We start from the raw sequence: 16,363 nt of genomic DNA on the forward strand, positions 1-16,363 counted from the left end.
AAGATGACATCAATGGTTTAGCTGATATTTAAGCGACGTTGCGTGTATGACCGGCCAGGGCCGCCAGCGCATCGCTGTTTTCAATAGTAATATACTTACCTTTCACCGCCAGCATACCGCTTTTCTGGAAACGGCCCAGCAGACGGCTAATGGTTTCGACCGTTAAGCCAAGGTAGTTGCCGATATCGCCACGGGTCATCGTCAGGCGGAATTCACGCGGTGAAAAACCACGCTGCGCAAAGCGACGGGACAGGTTGTAAATAAACGCGGCCAGACGTTCTTCGGCGTTTTTCTTCGACAATAACAGGATCATATCCTGATCGCCTTTAATTTCACCGCTCATCAGGCGCATCATTTGCTGACGCAGGTTAGGCATTTTTCCGGACAGGTCATCCAGCGTCTCAAAGGGGATTTCACATACCATAGAGGTTTCCAGCGCTTGCGCAAAGCTCGGATGATGACCGCTGCCAATGGCGTCAAAACCCACCAGGTCACCTGCTAAATGGAATCCAGTAATCTGTTCATCGCCTTGCTCGGTAATGGTGTAGCTTTTAATCGTTCCGGAGCGGATAGCATAGAGCGATTTCAGTTCATCACCTGCTTTAAACAGAGTTTGCCCTTTCTGAATGGGCTTTTTGCGCTCGATGATATTATCAAGCTGATCAAGCTCATGCTCGTTAAGTGTGAACGGGATGCAAAGCTGGCTGATACTGCAATCCTGGCAATGGATAGCACAACCGCCAGACTGAATGCGCCGTATAATTCGCTTTTCCGGGATCATAGGTCTGCTCAAGCCGTAATTGATATTTGTCAATTTTAACATCTTTTTGGTGAGCGCGTAAGTCTGAGCTATCCCGGAGAAGGAATAATTCAAGTATAAGTTTAATGAATGTTTGTATCTATTTGAAAATACGTAACTTATTTGTGGTTGCTTTACATGAAAGTGTGATCGATAAGGCACTTTTTGCCTGTATATTCATAATAAAAGATAGCCTTCATGGCGTAATAGCCACTCTTTTCGCTCTACGCCGCCAGCGTATCCGGTCATAGTGCCGTTACGCCCGATGACGCGATGACATGGAACGACAATACTGATTGGGTTCGCGCCATTTGCAGCACCGACTGCGCGTGCGGCGCCCGGACGTCCCAGTTGCTCCGCCAGTTGACCATAGTGCATCACCTGCCCGCAGGGGATAGTGCGCAAAGCCTGCCATACTTCTCGTTGAAAAGGCGTGCCCCCCGTGGCGGTCTCCAGGGTATCAATTACGGCGAGATTGCCTGCAAAATAATCTGCAAGTTTATCGCTGAGCCCACCGGGGTTAGTCGCAGAAATGCGTTCATGGCCTTCGTGACGGTAGTGTATGTCAAGCAGTTGCTCCATACGATCGCGGTACTGTTCCCACTCAACGGCCCGCAGTCGAAACTGCTCATCGCAAACCACCCATAACGGACCTAATGGCGTGGCTATCTTCTCTTCAAGTAATCTTAGCATCCGTTCTCTCACATCGTCTTAGTCTAACGTAAGAGACAAGATATCATGCCGGGAATACCCGCAACCATACTCCTTAAAAGATAGTCAGGGATAACACATTTAGCGACAGTAATATCGTTGGCGGAGAAAAATGGAGCCTGGCGACATCGTCCAGGCCCGAGAGGAGATATCGTGCGCTTTCCTTAACTATAGACACGCTATTTTTCGGTTGGCGTGTAACATATTTATAACTAATTTTTAAAGCGTTCGCTATTACTATGAGTGATTGATTACAATAAATCTTATCTCAAACTCACGGAGTTAACTGGAGTTAAAATATGACTTTATTAGCGTTAAAATACACTGGGGCGAGGCGGTTTATTTCATTACATTGTCGCTGTTATTGGAAATAACTGTAAACCGTTGTCGGTATAACAGGGCGCGGTTATGATAGCGGCTGTCGCAAAACGCTGGAGGATGAATCATGAACCTTGACGATAAAGCGCTGTTTCTTGACGCCATGGAGGATGTCCAGCCGCTGAAACGCCATACTGATGTACACTGGCAGCCAACACGTAATCTTAAAACGCCCCAGCGTATCGACACGCTTCAGCTTGATAATTTCCTGACGACGGGATTTCTGGATATTCTGCCGCTGAATGAACCGCTGGAATTTCGTCGGGAAGGATTGCAGCAAGGTGTCATCGACAAATTACGCAGTGGGAAATACCCTCAGCAGGCCAGCCTCAATTTGCTACGCCAGCCTGTCGGAACGTGCCGCAAACTGCTGTTTCGTTTTATCCTGGAGGCGCAGAAGGAAGGTTTACGTAATGTCCTGATCATTCATGGTAAAGGGCGAGAGGCGAAGTCGCATGCCAATATCATCCGGAGCTATGTGGCTCGCTGGTTGACAGAGTTTGAGGATGTACAGGCTTATTGTTCGGCGCTGCCGCACCATGGGGGCGGCGGGGCATGTTATGTTGCGCTACGTAAAACGGTGCAGGCTAAACAGGATAACTGGGAGCGTCATGCGAAGCGCAGTCGGTAAATCGTTGCCGCTGGCGGACAGGACCGCCAGCGCAGGTTCGCGCAAACCCGGTTTCATGCCTGATATAACGCCTCATCCAAACGCTTAAGATTCTGCAAGAGAACGGGTTATAACCAGACTGTCCGCGGTAATAGCACGGAAAACATTAATTCGCTTATTTAAGCATCTATTAAAACGTACTCTTATCCAGCTTAACTGTTAAGCAGAAAATGGTGATAACGGCATCACTTGTTAATGAGGATGGATGAATATCCTGGTATAGCGAAGGTGTGTGATTTTATCTGTCGCACTAAGCAAAATGGCGATGGTCTGGTGTTGAATATGGAGAATGTGAAAGAAACGAATGGCAATACATATCTGAAATGCTATAAAAATAAAACCTGTCTCTTATCCTGGTTGTAGGCTATCAAAAATGTTAAGAAATATTAGCGTCAGGACATGTATTATTCTATTTATGGTATGTACGTTTCTATTGGTGGATGCTTTACAAATAACTTTTTTGAATGATCTTCGTATTTTAATTACGTTTAATATCATCTATCTTGCCTCAATATTACTGCTTTGGTGGTATATAACCTGGTATCTGGTTGTACCTATTAATACCGTTAAGAAAAGTATTGAAGAGGTCACGGCAGGAAACTTGTCTATTCATATATCCGAATTTGGCAATAATTGCGCCGGGCGGCTGATTCCCGGTATTAATAGCCTGTCAGATAATATTTCCGCGCTGGTGAACGAAATCAGATCCTCTTCACAAACGGCAATGACGCTTTCTGAGCAACTGGCGGCGCGCAGTATGGCGCTATCCGTAAAGACGGAACAGCAGTCGGCCTCGTTAATTCAAACTGCCGCCAGTATGGATGAAATGGCGGTGAGCACCAAAAACAATGCGGATAATACCCGAATGGCGAGCATTCAGGCGGATTGTGCAACTCAATGCGCCCGTAAAGGCGGCGAATTAATGGTGCGGGTTGCAGAAAATATGCGTTCTATTACCGACTGTGCGTCGCAGATGACGGAGATTATTTCGTTGATTGACGGTATCGCATTTCAGACCAATATTCTGGCGCTTAACGCGGCGGTAGAGGCTGCGCGGGCGGGCGATCATGGAAAAGGTTTTTCCGTGGTGGCCGGGGAAGTGCGTAATCTGGCGCATCGTAGCGCCGAGGCGGCAAAAAGTATCAAAGCGCTTATCGACGTTACGCATGACAATGTTCGGCAGGGGGCTGCTATTGTGCAGGAAGCTGAAAAAAATATGGAGGAGATTGTCGGCGGCTCCGGGCAATTAAACTTGCTGATGAGTGAAATTTCCACCACCACACGGGAGCAGGAAAAAGGCATAAACCAGATAACTCTGGCGTTGAGTGATCTGGAAAGCGCAACCCATAGCAATGTTTTAATGGTTGAAGCGTTATCTGCTTCCTCGGATGTTTTGAAGGCGCAGGTGATCGAGTTACAGACTAAAACCAACAAATTTCGCTTGGGTCAGCCGGGTTACAGCGAACACGCGCTGTCGCGCCCTCATGCTTCGTCTCTCTCTACCATCACCAGTCGCGGTCAGTCCTGGTAATACATTTTTGGTAAGCGCCTGTTGCTAAGGTGCTTTTTTCGCACGTTCCCGTCATTCTTTTTGCGCAATGAGAAAATGAGAGATTGCTTAACCTTTCTCGAAAGCTAGACTAACGGCATGAGAGTCGTAACGTGGAGGCGCTGTGGAAGCCATTAAGGGATCGGATGTGAACGTGCCGGATGCCGTTTTCGCATGGCTATTGGATGGTCGTGGTGGAGTAAAACCGCTCGAAGATAATGATGTGATCGATAGCCAGCATCCCTGTTGGCTACATCTTAATTATACCCACCCGGACAGCGCCCGCTGGTTGGCTTCAACGCCTTTGCTCCCCAATAACGTGCGTGATGCGCTGGCAGGTGAAAGTTCGCGTCCGCGCGTAAGCCGTATGGGGGAAGGGACGCTCATTACGCTGCGTTGTATTAATGGCAGTACTGATGAACGCCCGGATCAATTGGTGGCAATGCGTTTATATATGGATGAGCGGCTCATTGTGTCTACCCGTCAGCGAAAGGTTCTGGCGCTGGACGATGTGGTCAGTGATTTGCAGGAAGGCGCCGGGCCAGCAGATTGCGGTGGCTGGTTAGTCGATGTATGCGATGCGTTAACCGATCATGCCAGTGAATTTATTGAACAACTGCACGATAAAATTATCGACCTGGAAGATAACCTTCTTGACCAGCAGATCCCGCCGCGTGGCTTCCTGGCGTTATTACGTAAGCAATTGATTGTCATGCGGCGCTATATGGCGCCGCAGCGCGACGTTTACGCCCGGCTTGCGAGCGAACGTTTGCCGTGGATGAGCGACGATCACCGGCGCAGAATGCAGGATATCGCCGACAGGCTGGGAAGAGGGCTGGATGAAATTGACGCTTGTATCGCGCGTACTGGGATCATGGCGGATGAAATTGCCCAGGTGATGCAGGAGTCTCTGGCGCGCAGAACTTATACCATGTCGCTTATGGCGATGGTTTTTCTGCCCAGCACTTTCTTAACGGGGTTATTTGGCGTCAACCTGGGCGGTATTCCCGGCGGCGGGTGGCGGTTCGGCTTTTCGCTGTTTTGTATTCTGTTAGTTGTCCTGATCGGTGGTGTTACTTTATGGTTGCATCGCAGTAAATGGTTGTAACATCAGCGCTTTTCAGACCGTTCTGGATGAAAAAAGGCCGAGAAATTTGAGCGAAGTCAATAAACCATCTACCTATTCGGGGCAATATCTCTCTCGCAGGTGAATGCAACGTCAAGCGATGGGCGTTGCGCTCCATATTGTCTTACTTCCTTTTTTGAATTACTGCATAGCACAATTGATTCGTACGACGCCGGCTTAGATTAGTCGGCTTTTTTTTGCCTGCAGGATATCAGCGTCTACCCTTTAAGAGTCTGATTGACATTCCGGAGGGTAATATGAGCTATCTTTTGACCTTATTGTATCAGCACTCGTCCTTGTCGGACCCGATTCCCACCGATCCTGTTCCCATTCCCGAACCGCTTCCTCGTCCTCAACCAATGCCCGATCCGCCGCCCGACGAAGAACCGATTAAAATGTCGCATCAAACGCCCGGATCTGCGAGGATACGCGCCTGCTGACTATAAGTCGTTACCGCGAGAGTAAATTGTGACCGCTTTTTCAACCCTGAATGTTCTGCCCGCCGCCCAGCTCAATAACCTTAATGAGCTGGGCTATCTTGAGATGACGCCTGTTCAGGCTGCGGCATTACCGGTCATTCTGGCGGGTAATGATGTGCGTGTGCAGGCAAAGACCGGTAGCGGTAAAACGGCGACCTTTGGTCTTGGACTCTTGCATCGAATTGACGTCAGCCTGTTTCAGACGCAGGCGTTGGTGCTGTGCCCGACGCGGGAGCTTGCGGACCAGGTTGCCGGAGAGCTGCGTCGTCTGGCCCGTTTTCTGCCAAATACCAAAATTCTGACCTTATGCGGCGGACAACCTTTTAGCGTGCAGCGCGACTCTCTTCAGCACGCGCCGCATATCATTGTCGCGACACCGGGGCGCCTGCTGGATCATTTACAAAAAGGAACCGTATCGCTGGATGCCCTGCATATCCTGGTAATGGATGAAGCGGACCGAATGCTGGACATGGGATTCAGTGATGCCATTGATGAGGTGATCCGCTTTGCGCCCGCGGCGCGCCAGACGTTGTTGTTTTCGGCGACCTGGCCTGAGGCTATCGCGGCGATTAGCAGTCGTGTACAGCAACAGCCAATGTGTATTGAAATCGATACGGTAGATGCGCTACCGGCTATCGAACAACAATTCTTCGAAACGTCTACGCATGAAAAAATTTCGCTGCTGCAAACGTTGCTTAGCCAACATCAGCCAGCCTCCTGTGTGGTGTTTTGCAATACCAAAAAAGATTGTCAGGCCGTTTGTGATGCGCTTAATGCGGCAGGGCAAAGCGCATTGGCGCTCCACGGCGATCTGGAACAACGCGACCGCGACCAGACGTTGGTACGTTTTTCGAATAGCAGCGCGCGCATTCTGGTTGCCACCGACGTTGCTGCGCGAGGGTTAGACATTAAATCGCTCGAACTGGTAGTTAACTATGAACTGGCCTGGGACCCCGAGGTTCATGTTCATCGTATTGGCCGTACGGCGCGCGCAGGAAGCAGCGGTCTGGCGATCAGTTTCTGCGCGCCGGAAGAGGCGCAGCGGGCGAATATTCTTTCAGAAATGTTGCAACTCAAGCTGAACTGGCTGAATGCGCCCGCCCAGCAGCCGTTGCTTCCTCTGGTCGCAGAGATGGCGACCCTATGTATTGACGGCGGTAAAAAAGCGAAAATGCGTCCGGGAGATATTTTGGGTGCGCTGACTGGCGATATTGGATTAGACGGGGCGGATATCGGCAAAATTAACGTGCATCCAATGCACGTTTACGTCGCCGTACGTCAAGCGGTAGCGCAAAAAGCCTGGAAGCAGTTGCAAAACGGGAAGATCAAAGGCAAGTCATGCCGGGTACGACTATTAAAATGATCGATAGCATGGCGTCTCAGCGGAGTGCTGAGACGCCTGCAAATTATTTCACTTCGATAACATCAAGCCGCAACGCGTCTAAGGAAGTGTCATCTTCTTCCGGCTGCCAGCCAGCGGGCTGCAATGGAATCTCTTCACGATCGAACGCTAAATCGCCGCCGTCGACTACCTCGGAACCGTGAGCGATGCCTTTGAAATCGAACAGATTAGTGTCACAAAGGTGAGACGGCACGACATTCTGCATGGCGCTAAACATCGTCTCGATCCGTCCAGGATAGCGTTTATCCCAGTCGCGCAGCATGTCGGCAATCACCTGGCGTTGCAGGTTGGGTTGCGAACCGCACAGATTACAAGGAATGATAGGGAAGGCTTTGGCCTCAGCAAAACGGACAATATCTTTCTCGCGGCAGTAAGCCAGCGGGCGGATCACGATATGTTTGCCGTCATCGCTCATCAGCTTTGGCGGCATCCCTTTCATTTTTCCGCCATAGAACATATTCAGAAACAGGGTTTGCAGAATATCGTCGCGATGGTGGCCCAGGGCGATTTTGGTCGCGCCCAGTTCAGTCGCGGTACGATACAGGATACCGCGACGCAAACGCGAGCACAGCGAGCAGGTGGTTTTTCCTTCCGGAATCTTCTCTTTAACAATACCGTAAGTGTTTTCTTCAACTATTTTATATTCTACGCCCAACTGCTCAAGATAGGCTGGCAGGATATGCTCCGGGAAGCCCGGTTGTTTTTGATCAAGGTTGACGGCGACCAGTGAAAAATTGATCGGGGCGCTTTGCTGCAAATTACGTAAAATTTCCAGCATTGTATAGCTATCTTTACCGCCAGAAAGGCAAACCATAATGCGATCGCCTTCTTCAATCATATTGAAATCGGCAATCGCTTCGCCAACGTTACGGCGCAGACGCTTTTGCAACTTGTTCAGGTTGTACTGTTCTTTCTTTGTAACTTGCTGATTATCTTGCATTATTTACTTTCTCAGGAACAAAAATGGGCATAATAAATGATGGCCGGCAGGCAAAGTATTTGCGTATGGTACGGATTACAGCGATGAATGCCAGCACGTTTTACAGCGGCGTTCCATCTGGTGCCCAGCCTGTTCACCGGGTAATGCGATTTCTGTAAGGCAAAATGGAGTTCGCCTGTTAAATAACGTTTCTCGACCAGTGGCGCAGAGAATATAATCATGAGAGATCGCATTCATCATTAAATGACATGACTCCGACGGGGTTTATCCAAAGTCTTCAGAAAGACGAAGATCTCTGATGTATCACTACACTGATTTTGGGCCAGGGTCAGTACCGCTTGATGAGTATGGTGATGTAAATGAATGTGTTAAAGTAGAGATAGTCATCTTTTCTTATAACTGGACTAATCTGATAGTTAATTTAATTGTGTGGACATTTTTCAATGGATAACTAAATTACTTTCATTGAATGTAATTTAATAGTTAACTATATAATCTATGGCTGTTTTCTCTTATATTTGTGATGTATATAACAAATCAGGCGGTTTATCTAATAGATAACTCAGTGGGTTGTATTTTTGTTGACTGTATGTTGGTTAAAGTACGATTGCATAAACATAATGATATTTTTATTTAAAAACCAATCAACACTCTGTGTATTAACGTACTTCTAGTTAGATCTGATACCTGGCGTTTGTTCTTATTATATCATCCGCAATTTTTACAGGAGGGAATAATGCCCGTAACATTAGAACATGTATCTTCCAGAACGGTACAGCAGAAGTTAAATACAAAAGGTATCAGAACTTGGGACACCATACAGTACCTTTCAGCTTTGGATGGAGCGCATAAGGATACTGTTTTTCATGAACAAATATCTAATCTACCCGAAGAGTATATTCATCTGGATGAAATGGCCCGAGATGAAAAAGAATATAGCTTAAATATTTATGAGTTCTTTTTTGAGTCAACGTCTGAAATTATATGTGAAGATATTAAATCAACTTTAGATTTTTATTATTTGAATAGTCCAACATTTCGTCGGTTGGTTAATTATAGAGTCGATTATAGTATAAATAACGATATTGATACCAGTAAGTGTGAAGTAATAGTATCCCCAAATTATAGTTATGAAAATGCTGAAGGGAGTCGTGTGTATTTATCGTTGCCGTTTAATAAGAAAGGTTTTCCTATCGATCCTGAATCTAACGACTGTGATAATAATATATCATCAGAAAAAGTATTGTTAGATTTATTTTTGAAGCATATTTTATACGATGATTTGAAAGTGGATCATGATGTTACAAATATATATTCTAATGTTATTTATAAGGAAATTGATTCTACGGCTATGGCACATGCATCGTTGTGTTTTTCTCAGGCAGCGGTGAGCGATGGGCATGAGTTATTTAATATTGACAGCGTAACTACTCTACCTAAAAGTACTGAGCAAATCATATTTGAGGGAAAGGAAATACAAAAAGAAATTTTATCCTATTTTGAAAGGAGTAATAATTTTCAGCCAGTCACCGTTCATAAGATGGAGAGAAATATAAAAAATATCGCAGTAACGGGTTTATTACTATCATCCAGATTAACAATAGCAGACGGTAATGGGCTAAAAAATGATAATTCAGAAGACAAGAATAATTTTCCATCCAATAAAGAACAACTGAGATATGCAAGGGCTCTCCCGGAGGATCATTCCGCCCCAAATATGGAGCCTCATCCGTTAGGTAAGATGATAGATGAAATAGTCAAACATTCTTCATTTGCTGCAGGATTGCCACTTCTCGAAATGCTCAAAAAACTTGGAGATGAGCAGTTGATGAATGATTACAAAAGAGGCTATCATGAATTACTTGTATTTTCTCAAACAGGGCAGTGGACGCATGGTGGAAGAAGACTTGCTGCTGAATATATGTTCAAGGGCCTTATAATTCATTTGAATGAGATTGAAATACTTCTTAATAATGGAAGCAAGGTTTCTTTTGAGTATTTTGTAAAAGAACATATTGAACATCAATATAAAATATATGGGTTAATCGCTCGTGATATGCTGGTTCATCCTTTATATATTAGTTCCAGAATTTTAGCAACCAGACAAATTGCATCTGTCCTGGCAAATGAAAGCCATTATACGAAAGTACTAAATCAAAAATTTCCAGAGGTTTCGAGTTCAAACTTTGATACTTTCTATGGCAAGGAGGCTATTTTTACAGCATTAAATATTGTGAATTTTTACAGAAAAGAAAAAAGGATGTCCACATTTAACACTAAAAAGATGAAAGATCTTTTTAAGCGAGTTCAATTAGTAATACATCATTTATCCAGGAATGGTGGTGATAAAATATTGCTTAGTCCTGATGGCATAAAATATAATTTTAGCATCATGCGTAATATTATTCATTTGTGTACAAAGATAACTGGTCCAGTTAATGATAAAAAAATAAATGCCCTATCAAGAAAAATTGTGGTTAATAATGAATTTTCCAGATATATTAAGTCTTTGTTTCCCAGAGGGAACGGATTTTTAGAGCTTTTAATGAAGGCCGCTATCGATACACAACTAAATTGGGCGGAAAAATATTATAGAGCAGAGACACATGTCAAAGATCATATGCAAGACTGTGATCTATTAGGGTTAATGAATATAAATAAAATGTTGCGAGATACAGTTGTTGGGCTTATTCATGAGATTAGCGATATTGTACAATCGAGTTGGCTGACAGCAGAAGATCAACATGAAAAACAGGTTCAGTCTCTCGAAGCATTCAAAAGGAAAGTCTCATCCATGGATGGCGGACAAGCTTTCGTGTATGGTTTTAATAAAGTCATTCAGGAGGGGCTATGGGGATTAATTGAATTGAGTTTTGATGTTGATGATACCGCTCATCATCGAACAGTTTCCTCACTAAGTCCAGCATCAAGATCAGGGCTTCATTTTTTAGGAACTATCTGGAATATTGTAATGAGTTTTGTCCCTGGTTTTAATGCGCTAGCTGGTACCAGCAGTATTCTCAATCGGGCTATTGTGGAAAACTCTGCTGATGTATGTGGATACATTCAGGATGTTATACGTATTGGTATGGAGGCTGCTCCTGTTGCAGAAGCGAAGTTTACAGAAAGGGCGTCGAATGCAAAATATACTGGTCTCCGCTTTGTTGAAAGTAAGATAGAGACTGGTGTAATAAAAGCGCCGATTCAAAAAGGTAGTAATTATAAAGTTATAGAGTCAATAGAAGATATTGATTTTATTTATCAAAAGAGCAATCGGAAAATTCTTGAGTTAAATCCAGAGGGAAGTGATGGACTCTATCGCGCTACAGGGTTTGATAAAGAAACGCATGGTTATTATAAACAGTCAGGAGAAGGCTTTTACAGAAAGCAAAAATCATTTCTACCGTCGTCCGCGGAAAATCCGAATACAATAAGATATAATGACAGAGAAATAGTTTTGACTAAAGACCCTGCATCAGAAATTTATCAGGGAACCTTTTCTGATACCGGGAAAAATGCGGGTATTACCTTTTACAGAAGTTCTGACGGTAAATTTTATCAGGTATCAGGACTGAAAGGGGGAGGGCCTATACGGCATGTTGATAAACCTTATTCGGAGTTGAGAGAAGGAGATATTGGTTATGATGAGGATCTTCTGGATATTTCCGATGATTCACCACTACTGGAGGACATGCTGCCTTCCCTGTCAGAAGAATTATATCCTACATCAGAAGAAAATGTGCAAAGTGTCTATAAAAAACTCCAGAGTGGGGATACTGCAGCAGGTGAGATTGAAGTTGTATTATGCAGGGGGACAACTGGCCCGCAGGCTGAAAATATTGTTAAGTTTAAAACAGCAGGAGGTGTGGAGGGGCCCGATCCAAATATATTGCCTGTCTCTGTAGAAACCGCCAGGGAGCAGGTTCGGAGTGGAAGAGTGGTACCTGAATTTACAACAGATCTTAGTGTTGCAGATAGATTTAGCAGGGAGCATCATCTTATTATCGTTAAGACAAAAGTGAAATATCTTACGCGAGGCAGTACAAGTGAAAGCGGTTGGGTTATGCCACATACTGCACCAGTGGAACCTGTTGGTATCATTGACCGGACGTATGGTCATGCAGAAAATATCGGACAGGCAAACGCTTCTAAGTAAGCAGAGCCTCAGAACCAGGATGGACATCATAAATGGTGACCGGAAGGGCAGACAGCACTTCCGGGTATATGTCTGTTGAAAAACAGCTTGTACAGAATGGCTACAGGTCAGGATGATGTATTTCTATCCCTCTTCCGGTGAAGGTGGTTCCTCCTTAACCTGCGCGGAGCGTAGTGCTTCACCTGACTCAAAATGCCGGTAGTCTGGTCCGTAATCAAACCACAGTTCTTCCCCGGCGCTGATGTCGCGTGTGGTGACGTAAAAGTGAATATTCTTCCCGACAAGCACCGCGCTGACGTTCTGTCTTGCTTCTGTCTCCGCTGTCCGGTGGGTAAATGCCGGACTGTTAATCAGGCTGAGGATATTTCCTTCCGGCCAGGCGGACACCAGGCGCTCCTGGCTTCGCGTGGCAAAATAATAATTACCGGCTTCCTTCCCATATTCTTTTTCGTATTCACACCGTACCTTTTCACTGTCCAGCAGGCGGCCGGAGTAGGGGCCCAGTACGGTAAACGCCGCCAGATCGGTTCGCGCGTAGACTGTGCGCCCCCTGTAACCGTCGCTGTCATCAAGGGGAATAGCGACGGACATCATGGCATTCATTCGCGCATCATGCTTTCCTTCATTTTGCAGAAACCAGCGAATATCCTGATTAATTCTGGCTTTGGTCTGCCGGGATAACAGGTTAAAAAGAGGCCCCCACCGTGTAACCTGTAAGGTTTCAATCCTGCCTTCCGCCTGGGTCATCACCGATATCGCCGGGTCACGCCAGTGCCGCAGAATGGGTAAGTTATTGTTTATCTGGTGTGTTCGCCAGGTAACGTCATCTTCCTCTTCCTTGATCTGTTTTGCCGGCGGGGCTGAGATATCCTCTTTGGTCGAGGGAAGCGACCGTTTTTCCCCGATGTGCTCCGGGGGCGCAGTCATGCTGATGGCTATCTCATCGCCTGTGGTTGTTGCTGCGGATGTTGATGCCTGTGGGCTGTCACTCGTGACGGTTGAGGGCGGCGACGGACGTGATGTGCCTCTGGATGGCATCTCACTGTCTGTCGGTGCCAGATACTTTCTTGCGCTTATATAAGATATCCCCCGGGCCTGCGCCCATGTGGCCCATCCACCTGATGTCCGGCGTTCCTCCGGTGACATGTTCAACCATGCCAGAAGTTGCGCCTCTGTAATGGGGGAGCCCCTCTCCCTGGGAGGTTGTAGCCGTACCACCACCTGGGGCTTCAGTCCTGTCTTTGTCAGATAGGCACTCGCACTATTAATGTCTATGCCCTGTGCCTGCGCCCACGTCATCCACCCGCCTGCCTCGCGTTTCGCCTCCAGTGGCAGGTCCTGCCACGCTCGAATCTGCTGATTTGTAATAGGGGTACCTCTTTCCCCGGGCGGTTTCAGGCGCTCTGTACCAAAGGGGGTCAGCCCGCGGTTGGTCAGAAAGATTCCTGCACTTCCGATGGTTATCCCCTGTGCCTGTGCCCACCTTATCCAGCCGCCTGTCTCGCGTTTCGCCTCCAGTGGCAGGTCCTTCCACGCTCGAATCTGCTGATTTGTAATAGGGGTACCTCTTTCCCCGGGCGGTTGTAGTCGTATTGCCCCCCGGGGCGTCAGTCCAGTGTTTGTCAGGCAGGCACTGGCACTGTCGATGTTTATCCCCTGTGCCTGTGCCCACCTTATCCAGCCGCCTGCCTCGCGTTTCGCTTCCTGTGGCAGGTCCTGCCACGCTCGAATCTGCATATTTATAATAGGGGTACCTCTCTCCCCGGGCGGTTGTAGCCGTATTGCCCCCTTGGGCGTCAGTCCAGTGTTTGTCAGGCAGACACCGGCACTACCGATGTTTATCCCCTGTGACTGTGCCCACCTTATCCAGCCGCCTGCCTCGCGTTTCGCTTCCTGTGGCAGATCCCGCCACACCTGAATCTGTGCGTTAGTAATGGAAGAACCTCTCTCCCCGGGCGGCTGTAGTCGTATTGCCCCCTTTGGCCTTAGTCCAGTGTTTGTCAGGCAGGCACCGGCACTGCCGATGTTTATCCCCTGTGACTGCGCCCATACTTTCCAGCCGCCTGCCTCGCGTTTCGCTTCCTGTGGCAGGTCCCGCCATGTCTGAATTTGCAGATTTGTAATAGGGGAACCTTTTGGGCGTGCTTCGACGCTCCCTCCTGTCCCTGTTACGGTAGCTGCCTGGTTGTCATCACTGACTGAGGACCGTGGGCTGTCAACAGCCTCTTTCTGGTGTTGTGTCGAATGCCATTCCTGGTCGCTCAGGTGAAGTGTGACGGAGGGAAAGTCGCTATTTTTACCGGAGGCAATCATGCAGATGGTTTCACCGGTACCGAGTATTCGCTCTGCGGTGAAGTTAGCCTGCCGTCCCGGAGATGCCAGCGCCTTCAGTCTTAAAAAGTGCTTCAGCCTGTCCGGTGGGGACATTCCTTCATCCGGCTGATAAAAAGCGCGAAAGCACTGTGCAGCTTCATCCTGAGCAGACAGGGCGAACCAGTCCCTGATACTGCTCCACATCCCGCTGAAATCGGGGACTGATGTGCTGCCAGGTGTTGGTGAACGAAAATGAATGACTGCTCCAATCCCCCGCATAGGACCTCCTGCTGATGCTTAGCTGGTTTTAGTGTTCTACCATTGTTTATTATTATTTTCTTTTAAATTATGACCATCAGGACTACTTCGATACGGCCCGGTCGGGCTCAACAAAAAAGGAGTGTCTGGTCACTATTTGATGTTTTTCGACCGCTAATTTGCAGAGCATAGATGAAGCAAGTTGAAGACTTTTCCCGGTGGCAAATATGGGGCAAAATAGCGAACAAGAGGGAAAAAATGGTCACCAGGATTACTTAAAATATCATCATCGCCTAAAAATACCGAAACGAAGAAGAAATGTATGACTAAAGAAGCTGTAATCTTTCTTTTTATCGCCATCGTGGTAGAAGTTATCGCTACGATCTCATTAAAATTATCGGATAGTTTTACACGTCTTGTACCGAGCCTCGTTACCATTATCGGATATTGTATTGCGTTTTGGTGTCTCACCATCCCAATGCGAACCATCCCTGCTGGTATCATTTATGCCATCTGGTCTGGGGTAGGGATTGTACTTATTGGATTGATGGGATGGTTATTTCTGGGCCAAAAACTGGATATGCCGGCAATCGTTGGTATGTTGCTTATCATCTGCGGCGTAATTGTGATCAATCTGTTTTCAAAAAGCGTAAGTCACTAGGCGATGATGATGGTTGATTTGAGCCCGCACTCTATTATGCGGGCTCGGACTTTTAGCGTACAACCAGTACGGAGCACTCCGCATGACGCACAACGGCTGCGGCGTTGGAGCCCAGCAAATAGGTGGTAATATCCGGGCGATGCGAGGCGATAATCACCATATCGGCCGGTAATTTTTTCGCCATTTCCAGAATTTTATCTTTAGGAGAGCCTTCAGCAACGTGAGCCTGTACGCGGTCAGCGGGAAGGTTAAATTTCTTGATAATCGCTTCCAGTTGAGATTTGGCTTCGGCTTTCAGATCGTCCATTGCGGGGAGCTCCGCGGAATAAGCGAGCCCCAGTGAAGCGTAATAAGGCAAAGACGGGATTACAGTCAAAAAGTGCACCTTAGCGTCGTCAATCTTTGCTTCTGCTTCGACATGCGCAATTACGCGTTGAGTTAATTCTGAATCTGAAATATCGATGGGTACAAGAATCGTTCTGTTCATAAAACCTCCTGTTTAAGTATCCTCTGAAATTCTACTCCCTAATGGCACTTTATGTACAATGACATACGTCACATTTTAGGTGCTGCTCCACGGTGGTCTGAGGGGGCTATCAACAAGGGATGATGGCGTAATATAAAGAGTATTCCCTGTAAATAATCAGCGGGTTGACGCTAAGACTCTATTTCCGCCTTGCCGGGACATACCTAAAAAGAGATGTTACCGTTTAATTGAATAATTAATGAAATAATTCGCAGTGAAATAAATATAATTCATACGAATGCTTTCAGGCGTATTATATGAAATAAAAATTATACAATATCATTCGGTTACGATATTCTACGTCTGTTATATGCCTTTATTGTCACATATTCATTTTGTCGTTGGGCCATTGCGTTAACCTTTGCTTTCCAGCGTATAAATTGACAAGCCCGAAC

At 46.6% G+C, this 16,363-nt stretch carries 11 protein-coding genes and 2 pseudogenes; 7 read left to right on the top strand and 6 right to left on the bottom strand.

The window, feature by feature from the left end; translation table 11 throughout:
• Positions 1 to 28: 28 nt before the first annotated feature.
• Positions 29 to 781, bottom strand: a complete 753-nt coding sequence (fnr, locus tag ACE15A_RS10880; RefSeq protein WP_000611914.1) for a fumarate/nitrate reduction transcriptional regulator Fnr — start codon at positions 779 to 781, stop codon at positions 29 to 31.
• Positions 782 to 976: 195 nt separating this feature from the next.
• Entirely contained in the window at positions 977 to 1,492 is a 516-nt protein-coding gene (gene ogt, locus ACE15A_RS10885; RefSeq protein ID WP_023246440.1) for a methylated-DNA--[protein]-cysteine S-methyltransferase, read from the bottom strand.
• A gap of 463 nt (positions 1,493 to 1,955) precedes the next feature.
• On the opposite strand from ogt, the gene smrA reads away from it, so the two are divergent.
• The 4 genes from smrA to dbpA all read left to right on the top strand — a co-directional run bounded on the left by smrA (position 1,956) and on the right by dbpA (position 7,075).
• Positions 1,956 to 2,519 (top strand): DNA endonuclease SmrA, encoded by a 564-nt coding sequence (gene smrA, locus ACE15A_RS10890; RefSeq protein WP_053511182.1) that lies wholly within the window; start codon positions 1,956 to 1,958, stop codon positions 2,517 to 2,519.
• A 412-nt stretch (positions 2,520 to 2,931) separates the two neighbouring features.
• Entirely contained in the window at positions 2,932 to 4,089 is a 1,158-nt protein-coding gene (locus ACE15A_RS10895; protein WP_053511185.1) for a methyl-accepting chemotaxis protein, read from the top strand.
• Positions 4,090 to 4,231: 142 nt separating this feature from the next.
• Positions 4,232 to 5,215: a zinc transporter ZntB gene (gene zntB / locus ACE15A_RS10900; RefSeq protein WP_023246436.1), complete on the top strand. Its 984-nt coding sequence runs from the start codon at positions 4,232 to 4,234 to the stop codon at positions 5,213 to 5,215.
• Positions 5,216 to 5,701: 486 nt separating this feature from the next.
• Positions 5,702 to 7,075, top strand: coding sequence for an ATP-dependent RNA helicase DbpA (dbpA, locus tag ACE15A_RS10905; RefSeq protein WP_023246435.1), 1,374 nt, complete (start codon positions 5,702 to 5,704; stop codon positions 7,073 to 7,075).
• 43 nt (positions 7,076 to 7,118) lie between these two features.
• On the opposite strand, the gene ttcA is transcribed toward dbpA, so the two are convergent.
• Entirely contained in the window at positions 7,119 to 8,054 is a 936-nt protein-coding gene (gene ttcA / locus ACE15A_RS10910) for a tRNA 2-thiocytidine(32) synthetase TtcA (protein ID WP_023246434.1), read from the bottom strand.
• Between the two features lie 59 nt (positions 8,055 to 8,113).
• Positions 8,114 to 8,209 (bottom strand): annotated as a pseudogene (locus tag ACE15A_RS10915) (hypothetical protein); the annotation flags it as partial.
• Positions 8,210 to 8,245: 36 nt separating this feature from the next.
• Between ACE15A_RS10915 and ACE15A_RS10920 the strand changes: the two are divergent.
• Both ACE15A_RS10920 and ACE15A_RS10925 read left to right on the top strand, forming a co-directional pair.
• A pseudogene (locus tag ACE15A_RS10920) lies at positions 8,246 to 8,353 on the top strand (integrase core domain-containing protein); the annotation flags it as partial.
• Between the two features lie 437 nt (positions 8,354 to 8,790).
• Positions 8,791 to 12,210 (top strand): DUF4765 family protein, encoded by a 3,420-nt coding sequence (locus tag ACE15A_RS10925; RefSeq protein WP_053511190.1) that lies wholly within the window; start codon positions 8,791 to 8,793, stop codon positions 12,208 to 12,210.
• Positions 12,211 to 12,333: 123 nt separating this feature from the next.
• Here the strand turns inward: ACE15A_RS10925 and ACE15A_RS10930 are convergent, their stop codons facing one another.
• Positions 12,334 to 14,802: an SET domain-containing protein-lysine N-methyltransferase gene (locus ACE15A_RS10930; protein ID WP_129382422.1), complete on the bottom strand. Its 2,469-nt coding sequence runs from the start codon at positions 14,800 to 14,802 to the stop codon at positions 12,334 to 12,336.
• A gap of 301 nt (positions 14,803 to 15,103) precedes the next feature.
• Here ACE15A_RS10930 and ACE15A_RS10935 point away from each other — a divergent pair, with 301 nt between their 5' ends.
• Positions 15,104 to 15,442 carry an SMR family transporter gene (locus tag ACE15A_RS10935; RefSeq protein WP_023249463.1) on the top strand — a complete coding sequence of 113 codons (339 nt, stop codon included), beginning with the start codon at positions 15,104 to 15,106 and terminating at the stop codon, positions 15,440 to 15,442.
• A gap of 52 nt (positions 15,443 to 15,494) precedes the next feature.
• On the opposite strand, the gene uspF is transcribed toward ACE15A_RS10935, so the two are convergent.
• Positions 15,495 to 15,929 (bottom strand): universal stress protein UspF, encoded by a 435-nt coding sequence (gene uspF, locus ACE15A_RS10940; protein ID WP_001082292.1) that lies wholly within the window; start codon positions 15,927 to 15,929, stop codon positions 15,495 to 15,497.
• Positions 15,930 to 16,363: the final 434 nt, after the last annotated feature.

Origin of the sequence: Salmonella sp. HY31, assembly GCF_042604575.1 — a bacterium.
GTDB lineage: Bacteria > Pseudomonadota > Gammaproteobacteria > Enterobacterales > Enterobacteriaceae > Salmonella > Salmonella diarizonae.